Below are 24,387 nucleotides of genomic sequence, written 5' to 3'. Positions count from 1 at the left end.
CATCCGTCATCTCCGCCGCACTCGTGGTGTGGCCGGGGTTGGTGATCGAGAGTCAGTTCAGGAACGGGTTCGTGCGCCGCTCGTCGCCGATGGTGCTGGTCGGACCGTGTCCGGGTAGCACAACGGCGTCGTCGGGACGGGTGAGCAGATGTCGCCCGATCGAGCTCATCAACTGCGTGCTCGACCCGCCAGGCAGATCGGTACGCCCGACCGACCCGGCGAACAGCGTGTCACCGGTCAGGAGGATCTCGGGACGGTCGCCGTCGGATGCGAACCGATAGACCACCGACCCGCCGGTATGGCCCGGAGTGTGATCGACCTGCACGGTGAGCCCGGCCACCCGCAGTTCGGTCACATCGGCCAGCGAACTGACGGTGCCGGGTCGCAACCCGGTCAGATCGAGCCCGGCCAATGCCTCGCGCAGTTGGTCCGACAGGCCGGCCAGCGGGTCGTCGAGCATGTACTCGTCGGCGTCGTGCAGGTAGGCCGGGATGTCCGCCTCGCCGCACACCTGGGCGGCACTGGCCATGTGATCCAGGTGCCCATGGGTCAGCAGGACCGCGACCGGGCGCATGTCGTGTTCGCGCAGCACGTCGGCCAGACGCTCGGTTGCCGCCTCTCCCGGATCCACGACCAGGGCGTCACCGCCCCGTTCTGCACCAATGACGTAACAATTGGCCTGGAACGACCCGGCCGGAAAACCTGCGATGAACACCGCCCAACCCTAACGTGACCGCCCCGGCGTCGGTGATCGAGCACGTCCAGCGGTGTCGCGGCACCGGTGACCGGGCCGCGCCGTGCAGCCACGCACAGGCCGTTCACATCGGTTTGCGCCGGAGCCCGGTCGAAGCGTCACCTAGACTCACCCGCCGGGGCCCATTGCTGGTCTCCAGCGGACCCGGCTGCGCCTTGACCGGTCCGACGTTGAAACGCTCATGGAGGATGACAGTGCCCAGCAACCAGCAGCGACGTGAAGCAGCCAAGCGGAAGCTTGAGCGCCAGCTCGTCCGCCGCGAGGAGCGGGAACGCGGCCGCCGTCAGCGTTTGATCGTCATCGGGGTAGTCGCCACCGTCCTGGTCGTCGCCGGGGGCATCTGGTACGCGACCACTCGACCGAAGTCCTCGACGGCCGCCAGTGACACCACCTCCACCGGCACCCAGACCGCGGCCACCACGTCAGCCCCGAAGACCCCGTGCACGTACACCACGTCGGGCAAGGCCGCCAAGACGGTCAACAAGCCGAGCAACACCTCGCCGGCCAACACCGGCACCGTCGACGCGACCATCAAGCTCAACGGCCAGGACGTGCCGATCACGCTCGACCGCGCCGCCGCGCCGTGCACGGTCAACTCGTTCGTCTCGCTGGCGTCCCAGAAGTTCTACGACAACTCCCCCTGCTGGCGCCTGACCGGCAACTCGGCGCTGAACATCCTGCAGTGCGGTGACCCGACCGGCGTCGGCAACGGCGGACCCGGCTACACCTTCGCCGACGAGCTGACCAAGACGAAGACCTACCCCAAGGGCACCATCGCCATGGCCAACAGCTATGACGCGAACCAGCAGAGCGGGGAGAACACCAACGGTTCGCAGTTCTTCATCGTCTACAAGGATTCGACCCTGTCCCCGCACTACACCGTCTTCGGCAAGGTGTCCGACGCCGGCATGGCCGTGATCGACGCCATCGCCGCCAAGGGTGTCAAGAACAACGCCCAGGACGGCGCTCCGGTCGCCAAGGCCGTCATCGACAGTGTGACCGTGCCGGCCGATTCCGTGACCGCCACGGGCAGCTACGCCTCCAGCGCGACGGCCACTGCGGCTGCCGCTGGTGGGGCTGGTGGGGCGACGACCGCCGCGGCCGCGACGGCGAGCACCTCGGCGTCCAGCTCCAAGTAGTCAGAGCACCGCACAGAACACCGGGCCAGGACCACGGTCCTGGCCCGAAGGACACGACAACGCCCGGAGACCACTGGCTCCGGGCGTTGTCCGTTGTCCGCTGCCCGTTGTTCGGCGTGGATCAACTTCTCACGCATGGACGAAATCGACCACTCCTGTCCCACCCGTCCCAGGACGACGAAGTTGATCCACGCCCGCGAAGTTGACCCACGCCGAGCACGTTGACCCACGCCGAGCACGTTGACCCACGCCGAGCACGTTGACCCACGCCGAGCACGTTGACCCACGCCCAACGAGGATCCGCGCGCAGCGGCCGACGCCGGATGACGATGCGACGACGGAGGGTCAGAGTGACCGGTCGAACGCCGCGGAGCGAAGGATCAGGCGCTGGTGACGCGATAGACGTCGTACACGCCTTCGACGCCCCGGACGGTGCGCAACAGGTGCCCGAGGTGCTTGGGGTCGGCCATTTCGAACGAGAACCGCGAGATGGCCATCCGGTCTTTCGACATCGACAGGTTGGCCGACAGAATGTTCACCTTTTCGTCGGCCAATGTCTTGGTGATATCGGACAGCAGGCGGTGACGGTCCAGCGCCTCCACCTGGATGGTGACCAGGAATACCGACGCCGAATTCGGATCCCACGTGACGTCCACCAACCGGGCGGATTCCTCGCGCAGGGCATCGGCATTCGTGCAGTCCGTCCGGTGGACCGACACGGCACCACCCTTGGTGATGAATCCGAGGATCTGGTCACCGGGCACCGGGGTGCAACAGCGAGCCAATTTGACCTGGATATCCGAGATGCCCTTGACCAGCACCCCGACATTGGCCGTCGGGCGCGGCCGCCGGGCCACCGAGGGAACGGACCGCTCGGCGATCGCGTCGCCGGCCTCCTCGGCGCCGCCCAGAATCGAGACCACCTTGGTGACAACGCTTTTCGCGGAGACATGACTCTCTCCGACCGCGGCGTAGAGCGCAGCGATGTCCTTGAATCCCAGGTCGTGGGCGGCCGCAGCCAGGGCGTCGTGGGAAATCAGCCGCTGTACCGGCAGGCCCTCCCGACGGGCCGCCTTGGTAATGGCCTCCTTCCCGACGTCGACCGCTTCCTCGCGGCGTTCCTTCGCGAAATACTGGCGGATCTTGGTCTTCGCCCGCGACGACGCGACGAACGACAGCCAATCGCGACTCGGGCCGGCGTTCGGCGCTTTCGAGGTGAAGATCTCGATGATCTGCCCGTTGGACAGGGTGCGTTCCAACGCCACCAGCCGTCCGTCGACCTTGGCGCCGATACAGCGATTTCCCACTTCGGTGTGAACCGAATAGGCGAAATCGACGGGCGTCGACCCGGCCGGCAGGGTGTGAATATCGCCCTTCGGCGTGAAGACGAAGATGTCGTTGGAACGGATCTCGTACCGCAGGTTGTCCAGGAACTCCCCGGCGTCGCCGGCCTCCCGCTGCCAGTCGAGCAGTTGGCGCATCCAGGCCATCTCGTCGACCGAGGCACCCGAACCGGCGTGGGTGCCTCTGGTCTCCTTGTAGCGCCAGTGCGACGCGATGCCGTACTCAGCGGTGTGATGCATGTCGTGCGTACGGATCTGCACCTCGAGCGGCTTGCCCTGGGGCCCGATCACGGTCGTGTGCAGCGACTGGTAGACGCCGTACCGCGGCTGGGCGATGTAGTCCTTGAACCGGCCGGGCATCGGGGCCCACATGGCATGCACGACGCCCATCACGGCGTAACACTCGCGCACCGTGCCGACCAGGATACGGACGGCGACCAGGTCGTGGATCTCGTCGAACTCGCGCCCGCGGACCTGCATCTTCTGGTAGATCGAGTAGTAGTGCTTGCCGCGGCCGACGACCTCGGCCGGGATCTTGGCCGCGGTCAGTTCAGCGTTCAGCTGCTCGGTCACCGCCGCCAGGTAGGTGTCCCGCGACGGGGCCCGGTCGGCGACGAGCCGCACGATCTCGTCGTACCGCTTGGAGTGCAGGATGGCGAAGGCCAGGTCCTCCAGTTCCCACTTGATGGTGGCCATGCCCAGCCGATGGGCCAAGGGTGCCAGCACCTCGAGGGTTTCCTTGGCCTTGCGGGCCTGCTTGTCCGGGGCCAGGAACCGCATGGTCCGCATGTTGTGCAGCCGGTCGGCCAGCTTGATCACCAGCACGCGCGGGTCCTGCGCCATGGCGATGATCATCTTGCGGATGGTCTCCGCCTCGGCCGCGTCGCCGAAGTGCACCTTGTCGAGTTTGGTCACGCCGTCGACCAGGTGCGCGACCTCCTCGGTGAAATCCCGCCGGACGTCGTCCAGGGTGTAGGGCGTGTCCTCGACGGTGTCGTGCAGCAGGGCGGCCACCAGCGTGGTCGTGTCCATGCCCAGATCAGCCAGGATCGTCGCGACAGCCAGTGGGTGCGTGATGTACGGGTCACCGGACTTACGGAACTGGCCGCGGTGGGCGTTCTCGGCGACCTCGTAGGCGAACTGCATGACCTTCAGGTCGGCTTTCGGATGCAGCGCCCGATGTACCGCGAACAGCGGCTCGAGGACCGTGCGCCCGGCCGCAGCCGGCGTCCGCTGTCCACTCATCCGGCGGGTCAACCGCGAGCGCATGCGCCGGGTGGCCGACATGGCCGGCTGATCCTCCACCTCGGCGGCGACCGCGGGCACGGCTGGACGCGCCGGACCCGGCTTCGGCCTCGATGGCAACCCTCCCGGCGGGCTCGCGGCCGCACCGGGTACGCCGGCCAGCTGCGGAACGGCGTCGGACGGAACCGAACCCTTGACCTCGCCGGCCAGTTCTGAACTCATCAACACCCCTTCCGCACCACCTGATGGCCGGCCTGGACCGATCCCTGCGAAGTTTAACGCCGTGACCTGACCGGACCTTCCCTCCGCGGCTGTGCGCCGATCGGGCCGATGGGGTCAGTAGAGACGAAGCGCTCGAATCGGAACGTCGCCCAGTTGCGCGCGGCCACCAAGGGCGCCCAACTCGATGGCCACCGAAACGCCGATCGGGGCGGCTCCGGCCCGGCGCAGCAACCGGCAGGCCGCCGCCGCCGTCCCGCCGGTGGCCAACACGTCGTCGACCACCAGCACGCGGGCACCGTCGGCGACATCGGACGGGTTGAGCTCCAGCGTCGCCGTCCCGTATTCGAGGTCGAATTCCTCGGACAGGATGTCGCCGGGCAGCTTGCCCGGCTTGCGGATGGCCAGGACCCCGGTACCGGCAGCCATGGCGACCGCCGTGCCGAGCAGGAAGCCCCGGGATTCCAGCCCGGCCACCACGTCGAACGGCCCGAAACCGACGGCGAGGGCCACTCCGATCAGCCGCAGGCTGTCGGCATCGGCCAGCACCGGTGTGAGGTCGCGAAACAGCACCCCCGGGACGGGGAAGTCCGGCGCGACGCGCGTCAGACGATCGATGGCCGCCCCGGCCCGGGCCGAAGGCTCGCCGGAGGGACCGGTGAGGTCAGCGGCCACGTTTGCCGGTGGGGCGGGCCGCTTTGCTTCCCGGCTTCGGCTTGGCCGTCGGCTGGGGGCGGTTGACCGCCTGGGAGGCCAACTCGGCGATGGAACTCGGAGCCGGCTCTTCGGTGGCAGCGGTGGTCGGAGCGGCCTTCTCGACGACGGGCTTCCCGTTGACCATCTTGGTCGAGGCCGGTCGCGCGGGACGCTGCGGCTTGACGCCGGGCCGCGGCGCGGCACTGGCCTTCATGCCGACCGTAACCGGAGTCACCTTGACCGGGGCGCTGACGTGGCGGACGGTGCCGTCGGCCGTCTTGACCCCGACCGGGTCACCGTCGGCGTCGACGATGGTGCCGTCCTGCTTGCGCTTGGCGAGCACGCGCGCGGTGTGGTTCCGGATGGTGATCTCTCGCATCTTGAGGTCAACGGCCACCGGTACCGCCACGAAGATCGACGAGTAGGCCCCGACCAGCATGCCGACCAGCAGGACCAGCGCGAGGTCCTTGAGCGTGCCGCCGCCAAGCACGGCCACACCGGCGACGAGCAGTCCGACCACCGGCAGGAGGGCGATCAGCGACGTGTTCAGCGAGCGCATCAGCGTCTGGTTGACGGCCAGGTTGGCCGTCTCCGGGTAGGTACGCCGCAGCAGCGAGGTCATGCCCTTGGCATTCTCCTGGACCTTGTCGTAGACCACCACGGTGTCGTACAGCGAGAATCCGAGGATGGTCAGCATGCCGATGACCGTCGCCGGGGTGACCTCGAACCCGGCCAGCGAGTAGATCCCGGAGGTGACGATGACGTCGTGCAGCACCGAGACCAGGGCCCCGGCCGCCACTCGCTTCTCGTACCGGACCCAGATGAAGATGCCGACGGCGATGAAGAAGATGACCACGGCCAGGATGGCCCGATCCGAGATCTGCGAACCCCAGGTCGACGAGACCTCCGAGCCCGAGACGGACGACGCCGGGAGGTTGAACGCCTTCGTCAGCGCACTCTTACCCGCCGCGATCTGCGGTTCGCTCAGCGAGGTCATCGTGGCTTGGAGCGTCTTGCCGCCCAGCGTCTGGACCTTCTCCACCACGCCGTTGCCGTAGGTCTTGTCCAGCACCTCGGTCACCTGGGCGACCGACACCGAGTTGGTGGGGGTGAACGTCAGCTTCGACCCGCCGGCGAAGTCGGTGCCGAGGTGGAAGCCCTTGATGATGATCAGCAGCAGCGACGCCACCACCAGGAAGCCGGAGAGCACGTAGTAGTAGCGCCGGCGTCCGATCACATCGAACGCTCCGGTGCCGGTGGACAGCCGCGAGACGAAACTACCGGTGTGCATCTCCCGGCTGAGTCGGGCCGCCTCGTCGTGCGTGGCCACTGATGCGGTGTCCGTTGCCATCTCAGGCCTCCTTCGCGGTCAGGCGAGCGGTCGCGGCACGCTGGCGGGCGCCGGCGGCAGCGACTGCCCCCAGGCCGGAGAAGCGGGCCGAGTTGAAGATCTTGCTGCCGGAGGCCAGGGCGACCAGCGGGTGCGTCACCAGGTAGACGACCACCAGGTCGAGGACGGTGGACAGCCCCAGCGTGAACGCGAAGCCCTTCACGTCACCCACGGCGACCAGGTACAGGATGACGGCCGACAGGAACGAAACCGCGTCGGCGGACAGAATGGTGCGCTTCGCGCGTTCCCAGCCCCGCGGGACGGCGGACCGGAAGGTCCGACCCTCTCGGACTTCGTCCTTGAGCCGTTCGAAGTAGATGACGAACGAGTCGGCCGTGATGCCGATGGCGACGATCAGGCCGGCCACACCGGCCAGGTCCAGGCTCAGGCCGATCCAGCGGCCGAGCAGCACCATGATCGCGTACACCAGTCCACCGGAGAGCACGAGCGAGCCGATGGTGATCAACCCGAGCAGGCGGTAGTAGACCAGGCAGTACAGGACGACGAGCAGCAAGCCGATGCCGCCGGCGATCAGGCCGGCGTCGAGGTACTGCGAACCGAGTTCGGCGCTGATGGTGGTCGACGCGCTCTGCTTGAAGTCGAGCGGAAGGGCACCGAAGTTCAACGAGTTGGCCAGGTCATTCGCGGTGGCTTGCGTGAAGCTGCCGCTGATCATCGTGGTCACAGTCGTGATCGCCTGCTTGATGGACGGGCTGGAGATGACCTCGCCATCGAGGGTGAAGGCGGTCTGCTTACCGATGTTCGCCGAGGTCGAGGTGTAGCTCGACCACGTCTTGTAGCCGTCGCTCTTGAACGACAGGTTGACGACCCAGCCGGCACCGCTGCTGGTGTCCAGCCCGGCGGCGGCGCTCTTGATCTCGCTGCCCTGGATCAGCGTCTTGTCCAAGACGTAGACCCCGCCCCCGTTGGCGGAGGTTCCGCATGCGATCAGCGGGAGATCGGGCAGGTCGACGCCGGCCGCCTTGTTAACGTCGGTGCAGCTGATGGTTCCGTTGCTCGCCGCGGTCTCCGCCGCGGTGACCCACGCCGCCCAACCTTCGGCCGTGGTGGCGGCGGGCTGGTCCGGGTTCTTCGGGTTGCTCCCGGCGATCGGCCAGGTCTTCTTCAACGCCGCGGTGGTCGCGGCGGCGCCCGACGACGCGACGGCACCGGAGGACGCCGCCGGGGCCGTGGTGGTCGTCGACTTCGCGGTCGACTTGGTGGTCGACGTCGTGGTGGCGCCGGTCGTGGCCGACGTGGTCGCGGCAGCGGCCGCGCGCAGGCCCTGCGGCGACGGAGCGGCGGACGACGTGGTGGCGGCCTTGGTGGACGTGCCGGGCTCGCCGGCGACGACCGAACTCGATGTCTTCGCCCCAGTAGTCGCGGCGCCGCTCGTGGCGGTCCCACTGGTGGCCGTCGACGCGGCACTGACCAGGTCGTAGTCGTACCCCTGGGCGAGTTGCGGGCGAATGTTCAGCCGCGCCGAGTTGGTCAGCGTGGACAGGTCCTGGTTCCCCGGGGTGGTGACGGTGAGCGTCGTGTTCCCGTCGATCTGCACCTGGGCTCCGGTGACGCCACTGGCGTTCACCCGCTTGATCAGGATGTCCTGAGCCTGCTGCATCGCCGTCTTCGACGGCACCGATCCGTCGACGGTGTGTGCCGTCAGTGTGAGTTGTGTCCCACCCTGCAGGTCGATGCCCAGCTTCGGGGAATTGGATCCCTTGGTGCCGAAGACCAGGCCGTAGAGAACGACCACCAGGATCGCGAAGGCGGTGATCAACCGCCAGGGTCGGAACTGACCAGCAGGGCTTGCCACGTCGCGCCTATCTCCTTCAATACGTACCAGGCGACCCCGGCAGTGAACCGACAATCGTCAACCCGCCTGGGCGATTGCGCCCAAGCGTTCAGCCCGGAACCCCGCAGGGTCCCGGGCGTGATGAACGACCTTAGTTGACGTCGTTGCTGCGCTTCTCCAGCGACGGGTGATCATCGTGGATCGGCTCGATCTCCTGGCCGGACAGCTCGGCGTAGTCGGCGTCGTCGTACTCGGTCTGGGCGAACTCCTCGTCGCCGGCCGGGACGACGATCTCGCGGACGGCGGCGCGGACCCAGGTGGTGTAGATACCGGGGGCGATCTCGAGTTCGATGGTGTCGTCGGCGACCGCGGTGACGGTGGCGTGCAGACCGGAGGTGGTCATCACCCGAGTGCCGGGGACGATGGCCGCCTGCAGCTCAGCCGCCTTCAGGGCCATCTTCTTCTTGTTGCGGGAGCCGAAGACCATCATCACGCCGACCGCGCCGAACATCAGGATCAAAAGCGCGAAGTTCTGCATGCTTCTCCTCGAGTTGCTTCTCGGGCGGCATGCCGGTCGGCATCCGTCCATCGGGTACTTCCTGGACCGAAATGTTCCTGCGGCACCGAATACGACTTCCGGTGCACCAAATGCATCTTCAAAGTGTGGTCGTCCCGGCGGCCGAGGTGCACCGGACCAGACGAACACGTGCGCCTCGGGCGGAGAACGCTGGGACGGCATCCGAAGTTCCGGCCCGGTTCGGTTCGGAGGGATTTCGACTGCTCGCCGCTGAGATCCGCGACAGACAGATCCGAGGGTACCGGACGTACGTCACATCAGCGTGCAGCGCACGTCGTGCCGCCGCGGTCCACGTCCGTTCCGGAACCGTGGCTGACCAGCCACGATCAGGCGTCCTCGTCGAACAACGTCCCGGTGAACGCGGTACCCGGCCGCTGCTCGAGGCCGAGGTGCGACCAGGCCAGAGGGGTCGCGATCCGGCCGCGCGGGGTGCGCGCCAGCATGCCCAGCCGGACCAGGAAGGGTTCGCAGACCTCCTCGACCGTGGTCGGCTCCTCACCGACGGCCACGGCCAACGTGGTCAGGCCGACCGGTCCGCCGCCGAACGATTGGCACAGCGCGGTCAGAACGGCCCGGTCCAGCCGGTCCAGACCGAGCTCGTCGACGTCGTACACCTTCAGCGCAGCCCGGGCCACGGCCAGATCGGCCACCCCGTCCGCCCTCACCTGGGCGAAGTCCCGCACCCGACGCAGCAGTCGGTTGGCGATCCGCGGTGTGCCCCGCGAGCGTTTGGCGATCTCGGCCGCCGCGTCCTTAGGCAGTCCCATACCCAGGATTCCGGCGCTCCGGCTGATCACGCGCAGCAGCTCTTCCGGTGTGTAGAACTCCATGTGGGCGGTGAAGCCGAACCGGTCGCGCAGCGGGGAGGTCAGTTGCCCGGACCGGGTCGTCGCGCCGACCAGGGTGAACGGGGCGATGTCGAGCGGGATGGACGTGGCTCCCGGCCCCTTGCCGACCATCACGTCGACCCGGAAGTCCTCCATGGCCAGGTACAGCATCTCCTCCGCCGGCCGGGCGATGCGGTGGATCTCGTCGATGAACAGGACGTCGCCCTCGACCAGGTTCGACAGCATGGCGGCCAGATCGCCGGCCCGTTCCAGGGCCGGTCCGGACGTCAGGCGGATGGCCGCACCGAGCTCGGCCGCGATGATCATGGCCAGAGAGGTCTTGCCCAGGCCGGGCGGACCGGCCAACAGGATGTGGTCCGGCACAGCGGAGCGGAGCTTGGCTGCGGACAGCACCAGCTCGAGCTGCTCGCGGACCCTCACCTGACCGACGAACTCCGACAGGGTCCGCGGCCGCAACGAGGCTTCGACCTCGGCGTCCCCCGGCAACAGGGCCGGATCGAGTTGATCCTCGGCCCCGGCCACCTGATCGGCCCTGGGGTCGCCCATCGACGTCACCGGTGTCGCCCGAGCAGGCCGAGCGCCCGGCGCAGCAGCAGACCGACGTCGCCGTCACGCACCGCGGCGTCCTCGGTATCGGAGGCCAGGGTGGCGATCGCGTCGTCGGCCTGCTTGACGGTGAAGCCGAGCCCGACCAACGCCTCGGACAGCTTGGGACGCCAGGCCACCGCCGCGGCCGGTCCACCCGAGGCGGTCGCCGTGGACACCACACCGACCTTGTCCCGCAGTTCCAGCACCAGGCGTTCGGCGCCCTTGCGGCCGATACCCGGAGCCCTGGTCAGCGTGTTGTAGTCGCCGGAGGCCAGGGCACGGCGGAGCTCCTCCGGCTCCAGCACCGCGATCAGCGCGAGCGCGATCTTCGGTCCGACTCCGGACACCGACTGCACCAGCTCGAACAGCTCCTTCGACTCGTCCGAGGCGAATCCGAACAGGGTGAGGGAGTCCTCCCGGACGACCAGCGTGGTGGCCAGGCGGGCTTCCTCGCCGCGGCGCAGGCCGGCCAGGGTCGACGGCGTGGTGCGGATGGCCAGACCGACCCCACCCACCTCGACCACGACGTGATCGAGGGTGATGGCGGTGACCGTGCCGCGGACGGAGGCGATCATCGGCCCACGCTCCCGATCCGAGCCGGACGGGCGGCCAACACCGAGGTGGACAACGCAGCGGCCAACCGGCTCTGCATGGGCGACCTCCACAGATGACAGATGGCGAGCGCGAGCGCGTCGGCGGCATCGGCCGGCTTCGGCGCCGCGTCCAGCCTGAGCAGGCGCGTGACCATGGCCGTGACCTGCGCCTTGTCGGCGTTTCCGTTGCCGGAGACGGCGGCCTTGACCTCGCTCGGAGTGTGCCAGGCGACGGGGATGCCGCGCCGGGCGGCGGCCAGCGCGACCACGCCGGCCGCTTGGGCCGTACCCATCACGGTCCGGACGTTGGACTGGCTGAACACCCGCTCGATGGCCACCGTGTCGGGTCGGTGCTGATCGAGCAGGGCTTCGACCCGCTCGGCCACCGCCAGCAGCCGATACGCGATGTCGTCTTCCGGCGGCGTGCGCACCACCAGCACCTCGACCAGCGTCGGCTTCTGGCCCGGTCCCCCGTCGACCACGCCGACCCCACATCGGGTCAGCCCCGGATCGACCCCGAGCACTCGCACCAGGGAACCACCTTCCGACACGAATCCGGCCGCGTGCCGAACACTTGTCCGATGGACGTTACCCGGCCCGCGGGCGTCGATCGGGACCGCCACGCCGGAGGGCGAGGACCGGCGCTACTCCTCGTCCAGGGCGGCCAGGACGTCGTCGGGGATCTCGGCGTTGGTGTACACGTTCTGGACGTCGTCCAGGTCCTCGATGGCGTCGACCAACTTCATCACCTTGCGGGCACCCTCGACGTCCAGCGGCACGTTGAGCGACGCGATGAACGTGGGGTCGGCCGAGTCGTAGTCGATGCCGGCCTCCTGGACCGCGGTCCGCACGGCGACCAGATCGGTTGCCTCGGAGACGATCTCGAACACGTCACCGGAATCGGAGACCTCCTCGGCGCCGGCGTCCAGCACCGCCATCAGCAGGTCGTCCTCGGTCAGCCCCTCTGACTTGGGGACGACCACCAGACCCTTGCGGCTGAACAGGTAGGAGACCGATCCGGGATCGGCCATGTTGCCGCCGTTCCGGGTGACGGCTACCCGGACCTCGCTGGCCGCACGGTTGCGGTTGTCGGTGAGGCACTCGATCATCATGGCCACGCCGTTGGGGCCGTACCCCTCGTAGGTGATGCCCTGGTAGTCGGCCCCACCGGCTTCGGCTCCCGAGCCTCGCTTGACGGCGCGGTTGATGTTGTCGATCGGAACCGAGGTCTTCTTGGCCTTCTGGATGGCGTCCCACAGGGTCGGGTTGCCGTCCGGGTCACCGCCGCCCATCCGGGCCGCGACCTCGATGTTCTTGATCAACTTGGCGAACGCCTTGCTCCGCTTGGCGTCCTTGGCCGCCTTCTGGTGCTTGGTGGTAGCCCATTTGGAGTGGCCGCTCATCTGCGAAGTACCCCTTGCGCATCGGTGCGGGCGACCGCGGCACGGTCGCCCCACATGGTGGTGGACATCGGCCGCGCAAAAGCCCGCGGCGCAGCCGATCGATGAAAATCCTACGTCGGACCACTCACCGCCACTGCCAGTTCACGCTCTGCGGCGTCGGACCGGGGGTCCGGTCAGGGCTTCCAGACCATCAGGACGACCACGACGACGAGCAACAACGACACGATGCCCGAGGCCATGGCGATCCGGGTGTAGTCCTTCGACCGTAGGTTCTCGCCGGCCGGGTCGAGAAGGTGCTCGCCTGCACTGCGCAGGGCGGGCACGACGGCCAGCAGGCTGAGGGCGACCGCCACGACGTACACCAGCAGGGCGATGAGCACCCACGGGGTCGAGATGCTCCAGTCGTTGCTCTTGTCTGCGGTGGCGAGCGCGCCGAACCCGAGGACCGCCACCAGCAGGGAGAGCAGGCTGAAGATCATGGTCGACCGGGCCACTCGTTCGACGATGGCGCCCTCGCCTGCGCGGATGGCCTTCATGGCGGTCTGCGGCAGGATGGCCATCGGCCCGACGATGAACACCGCCGCGACGACGTGCAGGGTGACAAGAAGGGTGTTCATGCCGGTAAGGCTATCGGCCCTCGAGGAACTCCACCGGCAACGCACCGTCGTTGTCGTTGTCGGCCCGGTCACCCTCGGACGAACGGCCGACCTGGCCGTCGCCGGTCTCCGGGGACGGCACCCGCAGCCGCGGCAGGAACAGCTGCAGGAGCGGCCCGATGGCCAGCGCATAGACAGCGGTGCCCAGTCCGACGGCCCCTCCGCCCAACCAGCCGACCAACAGCACGGACAGCTCGATCGACGTACGCACCACGCGCACCGAGCCGATACCGCGGGCCACCATGCCGGTCATCAGCCCGTCGCGGGGACCAGGGCCGAGTCCGGCCCCGATGTACAGCGCGCCGGCGACCGCGTTCCCGATCACCGCGGCCAGCAGGAACAGGATCCGGACGGCGAGCGTCCCGGTGGGGTGGATGACGGCGAGCGTGGCGTCGGTGGTCCAGCCGATGATCAGCACGTTGAGCACCGTGCCGATGCCAGGGCGCTGGCGCAGCGGGATCCAGGCCAGCAGCACTACCACGGAAGCGCCGGTGATCACCGTGCCGTAGGACAGGTGCACCCAGTGACCGATGAGTTTGGTCAGGCCCTGGTGGAACACGTCCCAGGGGTCCAGCCCGAACACGGCCCGGACCATCAGTCCCATGGTGAAGCCGTAGAGCACCAACCCGATGACGAGCTGGCCGAACCGGCGGATCCGGCGATCGGCCGGGATCGGGGCCAGCACGGCGAGTGGGGTACGGCGACGAGGGGTACGGGGCAGGACCGCTTCGGTGGACACTCCGCCATCATGCTGGACAATTGGCCGGTCGCCCCATAGCCACTTTCGAAGAAGTGGCATCCGAAGGCCTGTCCATTGAGGGGCAGACCGGGCAGACTGGACCGCATGAATGAGTCCACTGCCCGGATTTCCGCCGCCACGCTGGTCCGCCGGCTCGGGCCACTTCCGGCCGGCGGGTCCGGCCCGGCCTATCGCAACCTCGCCGAGCGCATCCGCAACGCGGTCCTGGACGGTCGGCTCGCCGTCAGCGCCGGTCTGCCCAGTGAACGCGAGCTGGCCGCCGGGCTGACCCTGTCCCGGACCACGGTGGCCGCGGCGTACACGCTGCTTCGCCAGCAAGGCTGGCTGGACTCACGGCGAGGCTCCGGAAGTCGGCTGCGGCTGCCGGGCACCGACTCCGGGGCGGTGGCGGATCCGGCCCGCAGCGTCGGGCCGGCCGGCTGGTTCGGCGTTCCGGAGCCCAGCGGGCCTGACGTCATCGATCTCGCCACGGCGAGCCTGCCCGCGCCGGCCGAGGCGATCACCGCGGCTGCGGCCAAGGCCGTGGCCGACCTTCCGGCCCACCTGGGCGGCGACGGTTACAGCCCGTACGGGCTGCTGGGGCTGCGTGAGGCGATCGCCGATCGCTACACCCTCGACGGAGTCCCAACGACGGCCGACCAGATCCTGGTCACCAACGGGGCCCAGCACGCGTTCACCCTGACCCTGCAGGAACTCACAGCCCCGGGGGACCGGGTGTTGATCGAGTGCCCGACCTATCCCCTGGCCCTTGACGCCATCCGGGCCGCCCGCCGGATACCCGGTCCGGTCGGCCTGCCCGGGCCGGACCAGGAGCAGTGCGGAGGCCCGTGGGACCCTGATCTGATCGCCGCCACCCTGCGGCAGACGGCTCCCCGACTGGCCTATCTCATCCCGGATTTCCAGAATCCGACGGGTGCCGTGATGGACGCCGAGACCCGGGCCGCCGTCGCCCGGGCCGCTCGCGCCAGCAACACCCCGCTGCTGATCGACGAGTCGTTCCGGGACATGTCCTTCCCGGGGCGGGAAGCCCTCCCGCCCCGGATGGCGTCGTTCGACAGCGGACTGCGGATGGTGTCGCTCGGCTCGCTCTCCAAGTCGTTCTGGGGCGGTCTGCGGATCGGCTGGATCCGCGCCGCCCCGACGCTGATCAACCGGTTGGCCACCGGCCGGGCACTGGGTGACATGTCCGGCCCCGTACTGGACCAGTTGCTGGCGATCCACCTGCTGCGCGATCCGCAGGACGCCCTCGATCTGCAACGGGGGCGCCTCGCCTCCGGGGCGGCGACGCTCACCGGAGCCCTCACCCGGCTCCTGCCCCGGTGGCAGGCCAGCCGGCCGACCGGAGGCGCCTTCCTCTGGGTCGCGCTGCCCGGACCGTTCGCGTCGGAACTGGCCCGGTTGGCGCCGTCGGTCGGCCTTCGCATCGCCCCTGGTCCCCGATTCGGGCCCGACGGAACCATGGAGTCCTACCTGCGGCTACCGTTCAGCCAGCCGCCGGAGAAGCTGACGACCGCCGTGCACCGGCTCGCCGCGATCGCTGACCGCGCGGCCGAGCGCCGACCGACGGACGTGTCCGGTTGGCTGGCCTGAACCGGCCCGCGCGAACCCTCGTGGCGGGCCCACCCTCAGAATCGGAGTCCCGCAGTGAGCCCCTTCCGATCTGCCCCCGCCTACGGCCCGCAGGCATTGGGTGCCATGTACTTCGGGTCCACCATCGCCCCGGATCGGTCGGCCGCACTGCTCGAGCAGTTCGTCGACGCCGGTGGCGTCACCATCGACACCGCCAACAACTACCCGTTCTGGGTGGAGGGCATGACGGGCGACGAGAGCGAGACGTTTCTCGGGCAGTACCTGGCGACCAGAGGCGGCCCGGAAGACCTGCTGATCGCCACCAAGATCGGTGCCCGGCCCCGGCCCGGCGGTTCCGGCTTCGACCAGATGCAGGGCCTGTCCGCGTCCGCCGTGACCACGCAGATCGACGGATCCCTGACTCGGCTTGGCCTGGACCGGGTGGACCTGCTCTACACGCACGTCAACGACCCGGACACCCCACTGGAGGAGACCCTGCAGGCCCTGGACGACCTGGTTCGCGCGGGCAAGGTCGGCACCATCGGATGCAGCAACCTGACGCTGGACCGGCTGCGGGAGGCCCACCGGATCAGCGACGAGAACGGCTGGTCCCGGTACGAAGCCATCCAGATGCGGCACACGTACCTGACACCGGCGGCCGGCGCCGAGTTCTGGCCGCAGGTGGCGCTGGACGATGCCCAGGCCGCGTACGCCGCCGACGAGGGCATGACGGTGTTCGCGTACGCGGCCCTGCTGCAGGGTGCCTATTCACGGCCGGATCGGGCGATTCCGGCGGAGTACCACCACCGCGCCACCGGAGTACAGCTGGAGGCGGTGCGATCCACCGCCCACCGCCTCGGCGCCACAGCGAACCAGGTGGTGCTGGCCTACCTGATGCAGGCATTGCCGTCGTCGGTGCCCGTCCTCGGCGTGTCCAGCCCGGAGCAACTGCGGGAGGCACTCGACGCGGTCGACCTGGAACTGGACGACCAAGCCCTGGCCACACTGCGCGCGGCCCGGGGCCTGCACACCGACTGACCGGTCAGGTGGTGGTGACCACCGCGGTCTGCGGAGCGAGCATCACCCAGGTCTTGCCGGGCTTGAACGGCAGCGCGTGTCCCTTCGCGTCCTGGAAGGTGAACCGCCCGGTCGCCGTGGCCCGCTTCCAGGTGCCGGCGACGGCGTGCCCGTCACGGTAGAGCGTCACCTTGCCCGAGCCGACCGTCTGGGTCAGGTAGGACGGCTGACCGTTGGTGTCCACAGTGCCGTCCGGAGTGTCGGTCACGTGCATGACCAGCACGTTGTCGGCGGCTTCGACCTTGCCCTGGTAGTCGGAGACCGGCGCGTCGTTCCGCATCCGGACGAAGCGTCCGCCGGTCCAACTGAAGTCGGTCAGGCCCGCCTCCATGACCACGGAGATGGACTTCACCTTCGCGCCCGCACTCACCGCGGCCGAGCTCTTGACGAACGTGAGGCCGATGGGCTGGACCGCGCCGAGCCCGGTCGCGTCCTTGGCGATCTTGGTCAGATCGGCGTGCAGGTTGTACGTCCCGGTGGCCACGCTCGACCGGAAGTAGTCGCCGCCCAGAGCCGAGGTGTCGACGACGGCGGTTTTGGCCAGGTCGGCCAGCGGACCTCCCGCGCCCCCGGAGAACACCAGTCCGGGCCGGCCGAAGACGGGCAGGAGCTGGGCATCGGTCGATCGGACGCTGCGAACGGGACCGACCTCGGTCGGCAGCGTGGTGTGGAACACCGCGATGAGGCGGGTCAGGCCGCCCTCGACCTGTTCGACGAAGACGATGTCGGCGTCGGAAACACCGAACTGCGCGACCTCGAAGTACGTGTTGTCGATCTTGACGGCCAGGACCGGGTTCTTGCTCGGGGCCAGACCGGTCAACGGATCGGTCGCGCCCGGCTTCACCGCGGGCGCTGTTGTCTTGGCCGTCGTGGTCTTCGAAGGGGCAGGCGCCGAGGAGACGGGCGGACTGGAGCTCACGGCCGGACTGCTGACCGGAGCGCTGCTGACCACGGCCGTCGTGGACGGTGCCGGGGACTTCTTCGACGAGCAGGCGGACAGGATCAGGACCGGAATGGCAACAGCAGCGAGGACTCGGGCGGAGCGCATGGACTCACCGTAGGTCGCGAGCGCGTATGGAAACAGTCAGACCCGCCGGGGCACACAAATCCGGAGGGACCGACGCAGCGCGCCTGGTCAGCGGATCTCGGTGAGATCGGGGGCCGCGCCCGACCGGTCAAGAGCGGCGACGGCCTCCCCCAGCCGATCGCCCAGCTGCTCGGGATAGACCCGGGCGGACGACGCCGCAGCCGCGAGGTCGTCGGTGGAGAACCATCGGTGCCCGGCGATGACCTCCTTCTCCAGTTCGGTGAAGCCGGCGACGTCGATCCGGTATCCGGCGGGCGCCCGGCCGACGAAGTAGAACTCGGTCTGTGCGTACAGCACCCCGGTGAAGACGAACCGGGCCGACCGACGCCAGATCGGGCCCACCAGATCCCCGGCGGCCACATGCAGTCCCGTTTCCTCCCGCAGCTCGCGCACCGCGGCCGCACGCAGGTCCTCCCCTGGCTCGACCCCGCCGCCGGTCGGGAACCAGACCAGCTGCCCGCTGTCGCGGCTGGCGAACATCAGCACCCGGTGCTTCTCGTCCAGCAGGATGACCCGGGCCGCGGTCCGCTCCGCCGGGCCGACCGGGACGTGATCGGCGATCTCGAAGTAGTCCGGCATGGCCGCTCGGCCGGCCAGCCGGAACATCCGGGTGAACCACACGGCCCGCAAGGCTCTGGTGTCACGCACTGCGTCGTTGTAGAAGCTGCGGGCCAGCACGACGCGCTCGCCGGCGTCGTTCAGTTCGGCCGCCAGTTCCGGCTCGACCACCGGCGGCTGGGCGGCGAGCGCGCGGGACAGGTCGTTCTCGGCGTCCGCCCGGCCGGCCCGCGGCGCATGGTCGGCCAGGCTGGTCAGATGACGCAGCCGATCGGCGTCGGGCTCGGCGAACGCCCCGGCTGCGGCGGCCGCCCGAGTGGCGACGATCCGCCGGGACAGCGCCCCCTCCAGGGCCTGCCACGCCGCCTCGGTCCGGACGTGCAGCCGATCCAGCCGGTTGGCCGTCAGCCACAACCGCAACGCGGCGACCAGCAGCACGACCAACAGGACGACGACGACGAAGGTGGTCATCAGTCGGCGGCCACGACCGACCGGGGATCGGCGGCGATGACGGTTTCGTAGACCTTCACGATCCGACCGGCGACGACCGGCCAGTCGTAGGCGGCGACGGCCGTTCGGGCCGCCGCGACCAGCTCGGCCCGCCGGGCCGGATCGTCGAGCAGGCCGCCGATCGCCACGGCCAGCGCCTCCGGATCCTCCACCGGGCTGAGCACCCCGGCGGCACCGTCGTCGAGCACACGGGCGAATGCGTCCAGATCGCTGGCCACCACCGCGCAGCCGGCGCTCATCGCCTCGGTCAGGATCATGCCGAAACTCTCGCCGCCGGTGTTGGGTGCGCAGTACAGGTCCACCGAGTGCAGCAGAGACGCCTTGTCGGCGGTGGAGATCAGTCCGAGCGATCTGACGTGACCGGCGAAATCACCGGCCATCTCGATCAGTTCCTTCTCGTCGCCGCTGCCCGCCACCACCAACTGCAGTTCCGGGCGGTCCACGCGCAGGATCCGCAGCGCGTCGAGCAGCGTCGACATGCCCTTCCGCGGCTCCTCGAACCGTCCGATGAACCCGATGGTCCCCCCGTCACGGGGATAGCCGGGTAGCGGCCGGGCGGCAGCGTAGGTCGCCACGTCGACGCCGTTCGGGATGACCACCGCGTCCCCGCCGAGGTGCTCGACCTGCACCTGCCGGGCCAGGTCACTGACCGCGATCCGGCCGGTGATCTTCTCCAGGAAAGGCTGGAGCAGGCCCTGGAAGGCGGCGAGCATCTTCGACCGGGGATTGGCCGTGTGGAACGTGGCGACGATCGGGCCGTCGGCCACGATCAGGGCGAGCATCGACAGGCTGGGCGCGACCGGCTCGTGCAGGTGCAGCACGTCGAAATGTCCGGCCCTGACCCACTTGCGGACTCGGGCGTAGGACACCGGCCCGAACGAGAGCCGCGCGACCGACCCGTTGTACGGGATCCCGACGCTGCGGCCGGCCGGCACCACGAAGTCTGGGAAGTCACCGTCGTCGTCCCCCGGAGCGAGTACCGACACCTCGTGTCCGAGCCCGATCAACGTGGTCGCCAGGTCGGCCACATGCCCCTGCACTCCGCCCGGGATGTCGAACGAGTACGGGCACACCAGGCCGATCCTCATGCCCCGGCCCGCGTTCCGCCGGCCGGCCGGTTCGCGGCCGGTTCGGCCGCCTCGTGGCCTTCCGGCAGATCCTCGAGCCAGAGTCTCTGGAGCATGTGCCAATCATGAGGGACCTCGGCGATGCCCGCCTCGAAGGCCGAGGCGATGATCTGCGTGCCGTTCCTGACCCGCTCGGCCAATCTCGTGCCGGGCAACTCGATCGGGGCTGACACGGTGGCCCCCCAACCCCGTCCGGATCCGTCCTGCAGGAAGGTCAGGCGCGCGGTGACCAGGACGGAATCGGTCAGCGCGGCCAGCATCGCCGGCCCGGCCGGCATCCGGGTCTGCTGCCCGAAGAAGGTGACCGGCACGCCGCTGGCCGTCAGGTCGCGATCGCCGAGCAGACACACGACCTTGCCGGCCCGGAGCCGATCCTTGAGCACCGATGACGCCGGTGCCGATCCACCGGTGAGCGGCAGGATCTCCATGCCGAGCGATTCGCGGTAGGCCACGAACTTCCGGTACAGGCTCTCCGGACGCAGCCGTTCGGCCACGCTGACCAGGGATCCCTGTTGGTGGACCAGCATCAGCCCGGCCACGTCCCAGTTCCCCGAGTGCGGCAGGGCCACGACCACACCCCGGCCGGCATCGACCGCCTCGGCGATGTGGTGCATGCCGGTGGAGGCGGCAAGCGCCCGGACGGCGACCTCGTCCTTGTCCATCACCGGCAGGCGGAAGGTCTCCAGCCAGTACCGCGCGTACGACCGCAGACCCTTCCCCGTCGTCGCGTACAGCGTTTCCGGTGTCGCCCCGGGGCCGAGCACCCGCCGCAGATTCCGGGCGTACTGGACCACGGCCGGCCCGCGCCGGGTCATCGCCAGATCGGCGGCCCGATCGGCCAGCGCGTACGCGGCACCGGCTGGGAGCCGTTTCGCGGCGGCCCAGGCGGCCGTGTATCCGAGGCCGATCAGCGCGTCGGAGGTCTCGCTCACCGCTGACGGCCGGCGGCGGGTCCGCGCCCGGACGCGCCGGACGGAGCCTTGGTCGCCGGGTCGCCCTTGGCCTTGGCCGCCTGTCGCACCTGCACCAGCCGTTGAACGACCGTCACCAGACAGGCCGCGGCGAGCAGCCACAGGCAGATCGGCAGTGCGATCTTCAGACCGAGCCCGGCCAGACCCGCCCCGACCAGACCGAGCACGTTGCGCTCGGCTCGCTCGGCCAGGGCGCCGCCGATCCTGAGGTCGACCGAATCGGCTCGCGCCTTGACGTAGGAGATCACCTGTCCGGCCACCAGGATCAGCAGGCAGGCCGAGCCCAGCCACGTGTCGTGCTTGATCACGAAGCTGTAGTAGGCCAGCGAGCCGAACAGGGCGCCGTCGGCGATGCGGTCGCACGAGGCGTCCAGCACCAGACCGAAGTCGGTACCGAACCCGCGGGCCCTGGCCATCGCCCCGTCGAACAGGTCGAAGAAGACGAACGCGGTGACCGCCATGGTGCCCCAGAAGAGGTGACCGGTCCCGAACAACGAGATCGACGCGGCGACCGCGCCGATCGTGCCGATCACCGTCACCAGGTCCGGGCTCAGACCCATCTTGAGCAGCCCACGACCGATCGGATCGGTGACCTTCGACACCGATCCGCGGGCGATCGCATTGAGCATGACTGCCCTTCAGGTCGTGGGTGGCAAGAAGCTACAAAGCAGAGCGGAACGACGGCGGGGCCACCGCCGTCAACCGCAATCGTTCACGATAGTCGGCGGTTCGACGGTTGGGACCCAGGAGCGGCCGGGCCCGCCACGGGCCGCGTCACCAGGCGGCAGCGAGCAGAGCCCTGGTTTCACCGAGCAACTGGGGCAGCACTTTGGTCGCCGCGACCACCGGCATGAAGTTGGAGTCGCCGCCCCAGCGCGGGACGATGTGCTGGTGCAGATGGGCCGCGATCCCCGCCCCGGCGGTCTCCCCGGCGTTGATCCCGATGTTGAAGCCGTGGGGGCCGGACACCTTGCGCAGCACCGTCATCGCGCGGCTGGTGAACTCACCGAGCTCCACCATCTCGGTGGCCGTGAGTGCGGTGTAGTCCGCGACGTGCCGGTACGGCACCACCATCAGATGCCCCGGGTTGTAGGGGAACAGGTTCAGCACCGCGTAGACGTCCTGACCCCGGGCGACGATCAGTCCGGCCTCGTCGTCGAGGGTCGGAATGCGACAGAACGGACAGGTCGGGCCGGCCTCCGGCGCCACCCGCGGCTCCGCTGTGACGTACGCCATGCGGTGCGGTGTCCACAGCCGGGCCCACCGGTCCGGGGCGCCGACGCCGTCCTGGTGGACCAGTTCGACATCGGGCGTGACGAGTCCGGCAGCGCCGTCGGCGTGGTCAGTCACTTTCGGCCCGCGGGGCTTCCCAACCGGCCTGGGTGAGCGCGGCGGCGAACAGCTCCGCATCGGGGGACGCGTTGACCCTGTTGGCGACCCACCCGTCGATGGCGGCCACGGCGTGCTCGATCGGTACCCCGTTGATCTGCGATCCGTCGCGGAATCGGAACGACACCGCCCCTGACTCGACGTCCGCCGCCCCGGCCAACAGCATGAACGGCACCTTGCCGGTGGTGTGGTTGCGGATCTTCTTCTGCATCCGGTCGTCGGAGTGGTCGACCTGGAACCGGATTCCCCGCGCCTTGGCCGCGGTGGCCACGGCCTCCAGGTGGTCGCCGAACGCCTCGGCCACCGGGATCCCGACCACCTGCACCGGTGACAGCCAGGCCGGGAAGGCGCCGGCGTAGTGCTCGGTGAGGACACCGAAGAAGCGTTCGATCGAGCCGAACAGGGCCCGGTGGATCATCACCGGGCGCTGGCGGGTGCCATCGGCCGCCGAGTATTCGAGTTCGAACCGTTCCGGCAGCAGGAAGTCGAGCTGGATGGTCGACATCTGCCAGGTGCGGCCGATGGCGTCCCGGGCCTGGACGGAGATCTTCGGACCGTAGAAGGCAGCGCCTTCCGGGTCGGGCACCAGTTCGAGACCGGACGCGGCGGCCACCTCGGCCAGGGTCGCGGTGGCCTCCTCCCAGGTGGCGTCGTCGCCGATCGACTTCTCGGGGTTGCGGGTGGACAACTCGAGGTAGAAGTCGTCCAGGCCGTAGTCCTTGAGCAGATCGAGGACGAACCGGAGCAGGCTGGCCAGTTCGTCACGCATCTGCTCACGGGTGCAGTAGATGTGGGCATCGTCCTGGGTGAAACCGCGGGCCCGGGTCAGGCCGTGGACCACGCCCGACGGTTCGTTGCGGTACACGGTGCCGAACTCGAAGAGCCGCAACGGGAGTTCCCGGTAGGAGCGACCCCGGGCGTCGAAGATCAGGTTGTGCATCGGGCAGTTCATCGGCTTCAGGTAGTAGTCCTGGCCTGGTTTGCGCACGGAGATGTTGCCCGCGTCGTCCTGCTGGTATTCGGCGTCCAGATGCATCGCCGGGAACATTCCCTCGCGGTACCAGTCGAGGTGCCCGGAGGTCTCGTACAGCTGGCCCTTGGTGATGTGCGGGGTGTTGACGAACTCGTAGCCGGCCTGGATGTGCCGCAGCCGCGAGTACTGCTCCATCTCGTTGCGGATGATCCCGCCCCGGGGGTGGAAAACGGCCAGGCCCGAACCCAGCTGGTCCGGGAAGCTGAACAGGTCCAGCTCGTTGCCCAGCTTCCGGTGGTCGCGGCGTTCGGCCTCGGCCTGGGCCAGCAGGTACGCATCCAGCGCCTCCTGGTTCTCCCAGGCGGTGCCGTAGATGCGCTGCATGCCCGCGTTCTTCTGGTCGCCGCGCCAGTACGCCGCGGAGGACTTGGTGAGCTTGAACGCGGGGACGCCCTTGGTGGTCGGCAGATGCGGCCCACGGCACAGGTCACCCCAGATCCGCTCCCCGGTGTGGGCGTGCAGGTTGTCGTAGGCGGTCAGGACGCCTCCGGCCGAGACCTCCAGCACTTCCGCGTCGTCGATGCTGGACTTGTCGTCGATCAGTTCGAGCTTGAACGGCTCGCCGGCCAGCTCAGCGCGGGCCTCCTCCACCGAGGGATAGACCCGGCGGGAGAACCGCTGCCCGGCCTTCACGATCTGCTTCATCCGCTTTTCCAGGGCGGTGAGATCCTCCGGGGTGAAAGGCTTCTCGACGAAGAAGTCGTAGTAGAACCCGTCCTTGATGAACGGCCCGATGCCGAGCTTGGCCTCCGGGAACTGCTGCTGGACGGCCTGCGCCAGCACGTGCGCCGCCGAGTGCCGGATGACCGAACGTCCGTCCTCGGTGTTGGCCGCGACCGGCTCCACCTCGGCGTCGTGCTCGGGCGACCAGGCCAGGTCGCGGAGCTTGCCGTCCTGGTCACGCACCACCACGATCGCCTCGGCGCCGCTGCGCGGGAGCCCGGCCTCACCCACTGCCTGGGAGGCGGTCGTGCCCGCCGGAACCCTCACGCGCGCAGCGGCGTGGGAATGAGCGACGACAGACACGAGTGGAACTCCTCTTGTTGGCAGGACACCTACG

The 24,387-nt window shown here is 69.1% G+C and carries 22 protein-coding genes; 3 read left to right on the top strand and 19 right to left on the bottom strand.

All coding sequences use genetic code 11. From position 1 onward, the window contains the following. Window positions 1-52: 52 nt before the first annotated feature. Complete coding sequence (locus tag BLS97_RS16195; protein ID WP_090477575.1) at window positions 53-715, bottom strand: MBL fold metallo-hydrolase; 663 nt, start codon at window positions 713-715, stop codon at window positions 53-55. 227 nt (window positions 716-942) lie between these two features. Here BLS97_RS16195 and BLS97_RS16190 point away from each other — a divergent pair, with 227 nt between their 5' ends. Beyond that, the gene (locus BLS97_RS16190; protein WP_197676217.1) at window positions 943-1,893 is read left to right on the top strand and encodes a peptidylprolyl isomerase; all 951 of its coding nucleotides are present in this window, start codon (window positions 943-945) and stop codon (window positions 1,891-1,893) included. 380 nt (window positions 1,894-2,273) lie between these two features. On the opposite strand, the gene BLS97_RS16185 is transcribed toward BLS97_RS16190, so the two are convergent. From BLS97_RS16185 to yczE, 11 genes are all read right to left on the bottom strand, one after another. Beyond that, on the bottom strand, window positions 2,274-4,703 hold the full coding sequence (locus tag BLS97_RS16185) for a RelA/SpoT family protein (RefSeq protein ID WP_269457452.1): 2,430 nt from the start codon (window positions 4,701-4,703) through the stop codon (window positions 2,274-2,276). Window positions 4,704-4,817: 114 nt separating this feature from the next. Further along, complete coding sequence (locus BLS97_RS16180; RefSeq protein WP_090477570.1) at window positions 4,818-5,375, bottom strand: adenine phosphoribosyltransferase; 558 nt, start codon at window positions 5,373-5,375, stop codon at window positions 4,818-4,820. Beyond that, window positions 5,365-6,747: a protein translocase subunit SecF gene (gene secF, locus BLS97_RS16175; RefSeq protein ID WP_090477568.1), complete on the bottom strand. Its 1,383-nt coding sequence runs from the start codon at window positions 6,745-6,747 to the stop codon at window positions 5,365-5,367. The genes BLS97_RS16180 and secF overlap by 11 nt, the downstream gene beginning before the upstream one ends. Window position 6,748: 1 nt before the next feature. Next, window positions 6,749-8,602: a protein translocase subunit SecD gene (gene secD / locus BLS97_RS16170; protein ID WP_090477566.1), complete on the bottom strand. Its 1,854-nt coding sequence runs from the start codon at window positions 8,600-8,602 to the stop codon at window positions 6,749-6,751. Window positions 8,603-8,732: 130 nt separating this feature from the next. Next, window positions 8,733-9,119, bottom strand: a complete 387-nt coding sequence (gene yajC, locus BLS97_RS16165; RefSeq protein WP_157695474.1) for a preprotein translocase subunit YajC — start codon at window positions 9,117-9,119, stop codon at window positions 8,733-8,735. 365 nt (window positions 9,120-9,484) lie between these two features. Further along, window positions 9,485-10,552: a Holliday junction branch migration DNA helicase RuvB gene (ruvB, locus tag BLS97_RS16160; RefSeq protein ID WP_090482402.1), complete on the bottom strand. Its 1,068-nt coding sequence runs from the start codon at window positions 10,550-10,552 to the stop codon at window positions 9,485-9,487. 5 nt (window positions 10,553-10,557) lie between these two features. Beyond that, the gene (ruvA, locus tag BLS97_RS16155; protein ID WP_090477561.1) at window positions 10,558-11,169 is read right to left on the bottom strand and encodes a Holliday junction branch migration protein RuvA; all 612 of its coding nucleotides are present in this window, start codon (window positions 11,167-11,169) and stop codon (window positions 10,558-10,560) included. Continuing rightward, complete coding sequence (ruvC, locus tag BLS97_RS16150) at window positions 11,166-11,717, bottom strand: crossover junction endodeoxyribonuclease RuvC (protein WP_090482399.1); 552 nt, start codon at window positions 11,715-11,717, stop codon at window positions 11,166-11,168. The genes ruvA and ruvC overlap by 4 nt, the downstream gene beginning before the upstream one ends. A gap of 114 nt (window positions 11,718-11,831) precedes the next feature. Beyond that, window positions 11,832-12,590, bottom strand: a complete 759-nt coding sequence (locus BLS97_RS16145; RefSeq protein ID WP_090477559.1) for a YebC/PmpR family DNA-binding transcriptional regulator — start codon at window positions 12,588-12,590, stop codon at window positions 11,832-11,834. Window positions 12,591-12,763: 173 nt separating this feature from the next. Further along, the gene (locus tag BLS97_RS16140; RefSeq protein ID WP_090477556.1) at window positions 12,764-13,207 is read right to left on the bottom strand and encodes a DUF2269 family protein; all 444 of its coding nucleotides are present in this window, start codon (window positions 13,205-13,207) and stop codon (window positions 12,764-12,766) included. A gap of 10 nt (window positions 13,208-13,217) precedes the next feature. Beyond that, window positions 13,218-13,985, bottom strand: coding sequence for a membrane protein YczE (gene yczE, locus BLS97_RS16135; protein WP_197676216.1), 768 nt, complete (start codon window positions 13,983-13,985; stop codon window positions 13,218-13,220). Window positions 13,986-14,090: 105 nt separating this feature from the next. Between yczE and yczR the strand changes: the two genes are divergently transcribed. Both yczR and BLS97_RS16125 read left to right on the top strand, forming a co-directional pair. Next, window positions 14,091-15,596 (top strand): MocR-like transcription factor YczR, encoded by a 1,506-nt coding sequence (gene yczR, locus BLS97_RS16130; RefSeq protein WP_090477553.1) that lies wholly within the window; start codon window positions 14,091-14,093, stop codon window positions 15,594-15,596. A gap of 54 nt (window positions 15,597-15,650) precedes the next feature. Then, on the top strand, window positions 15,651-16,613 hold the full coding sequence (locus BLS97_RS16125; RefSeq protein ID WP_197676215.1) for an aldo/keto reductase: 963 nt from the start codon (window positions 15,651-15,653) through the stop codon (window positions 16,611-16,613). A gap of 4 nt (window positions 16,614-16,617) precedes the next feature. Here the strand turns inward: BLS97_RS16125 and BLS97_RS16120 are convergent, their stop codons facing one another. The 7 genes from BLS97_RS16120 to thrS all read right to left on the bottom strand — a co-directional run bounded on the left by BLS97_RS16120 (window position 16,618) and on the right by thrS (window position 24,353). Next, window positions 16,618-17,700, bottom strand: coding sequence for a DUF3048 domain-containing protein (locus BLS97_RS16120; protein WP_090477551.1), 1,083 nt, complete (start codon window positions 17,698-17,700; stop codon window positions 16,618-16,620). A gap of 87 nt (window positions 17,701-17,787) precedes the next feature. Next, window positions 17,788-18,768 (bottom strand): NUDIX hydrolase, encoded by a 981-nt coding sequence (locus tag BLS97_RS16115; RefSeq protein ID WP_090477549.1) that lies wholly within the window; start codon window positions 18,766-18,768, stop codon window positions 17,788-17,790. Then, the gene (locus BLS97_RS16110; protein WP_090477546.1) at window positions 18,768-19,895 is read right to left on the bottom strand and encodes a glycosyltransferase family 4 protein; all 1,128 of its coding nucleotides are present in this window, start codon (window positions 19,893-19,895) and stop codon (window positions 18,768-18,770) included. The genes BLS97_RS16115 and BLS97_RS16110 overlap by 1 nt, the downstream gene beginning before the upstream one ends. After that, complete coding sequence (locus BLS97_RS16105; RefSeq protein ID WP_172832288.1) at window positions 19,892-20,866, bottom strand: phosphatidylinositol mannoside acyltransferase; 975 nt, start codon at window positions 20,864-20,866, stop codon at window positions 19,892-19,894. Before BLS97_RS16105 ends, BLS97_RS16110 begins: the two co-directional genes overlap by 4 nt. Further along, entirely contained in the window at window positions 20,863-21,534 is a 672-nt protein-coding gene (gene pgsA, locus BLS97_RS16100; protein WP_090477544.1) for a phosphatidylinositol phosphate synthase, read from the bottom strand. Before pgsA ends, BLS97_RS16105 begins: the two co-directional genes overlap by 4 nt. A 145-nt stretch (window positions 21,535-21,679) precedes the next feature. Then, a complete protein-coding gene (locus BLS97_RS16095) occupies window positions 21,680-22,255 on the bottom strand; it encodes an HIT family protein (protein ID WP_269457451.1) in 576 nt (191 codons plus the stop codon). Next, complete coding sequence (gene thrS, locus BLS97_RS16090) at window positions 22,248-24,353, bottom strand: threonine--tRNA ligase (RefSeq protein ID WP_090477542.1); 2,106 nt, start codon at window positions 24,351-24,353, stop codon at window positions 22,248-22,250. The genes BLS97_RS16095 and thrS overlap by 8 nt, the downstream gene beginning before the upstream one ends. Between the last annotated feature and the right edge of the window lie 34 nt (window positions 24,354-24,387).

The organism is Nakamurella panacisegetis, assembly GCF_900104535.1.
GTDB lineage: Bacteria > Actinomycetota > Actinomycetes > Mycobacteriales > Nakamurellaceae > Nakamurella > Nakamurella panacisegetis.
Note: the sequence above shows the minus strand (reverse complement) of the source record. Positions and strands in the feature narration are given on the sequence as shown.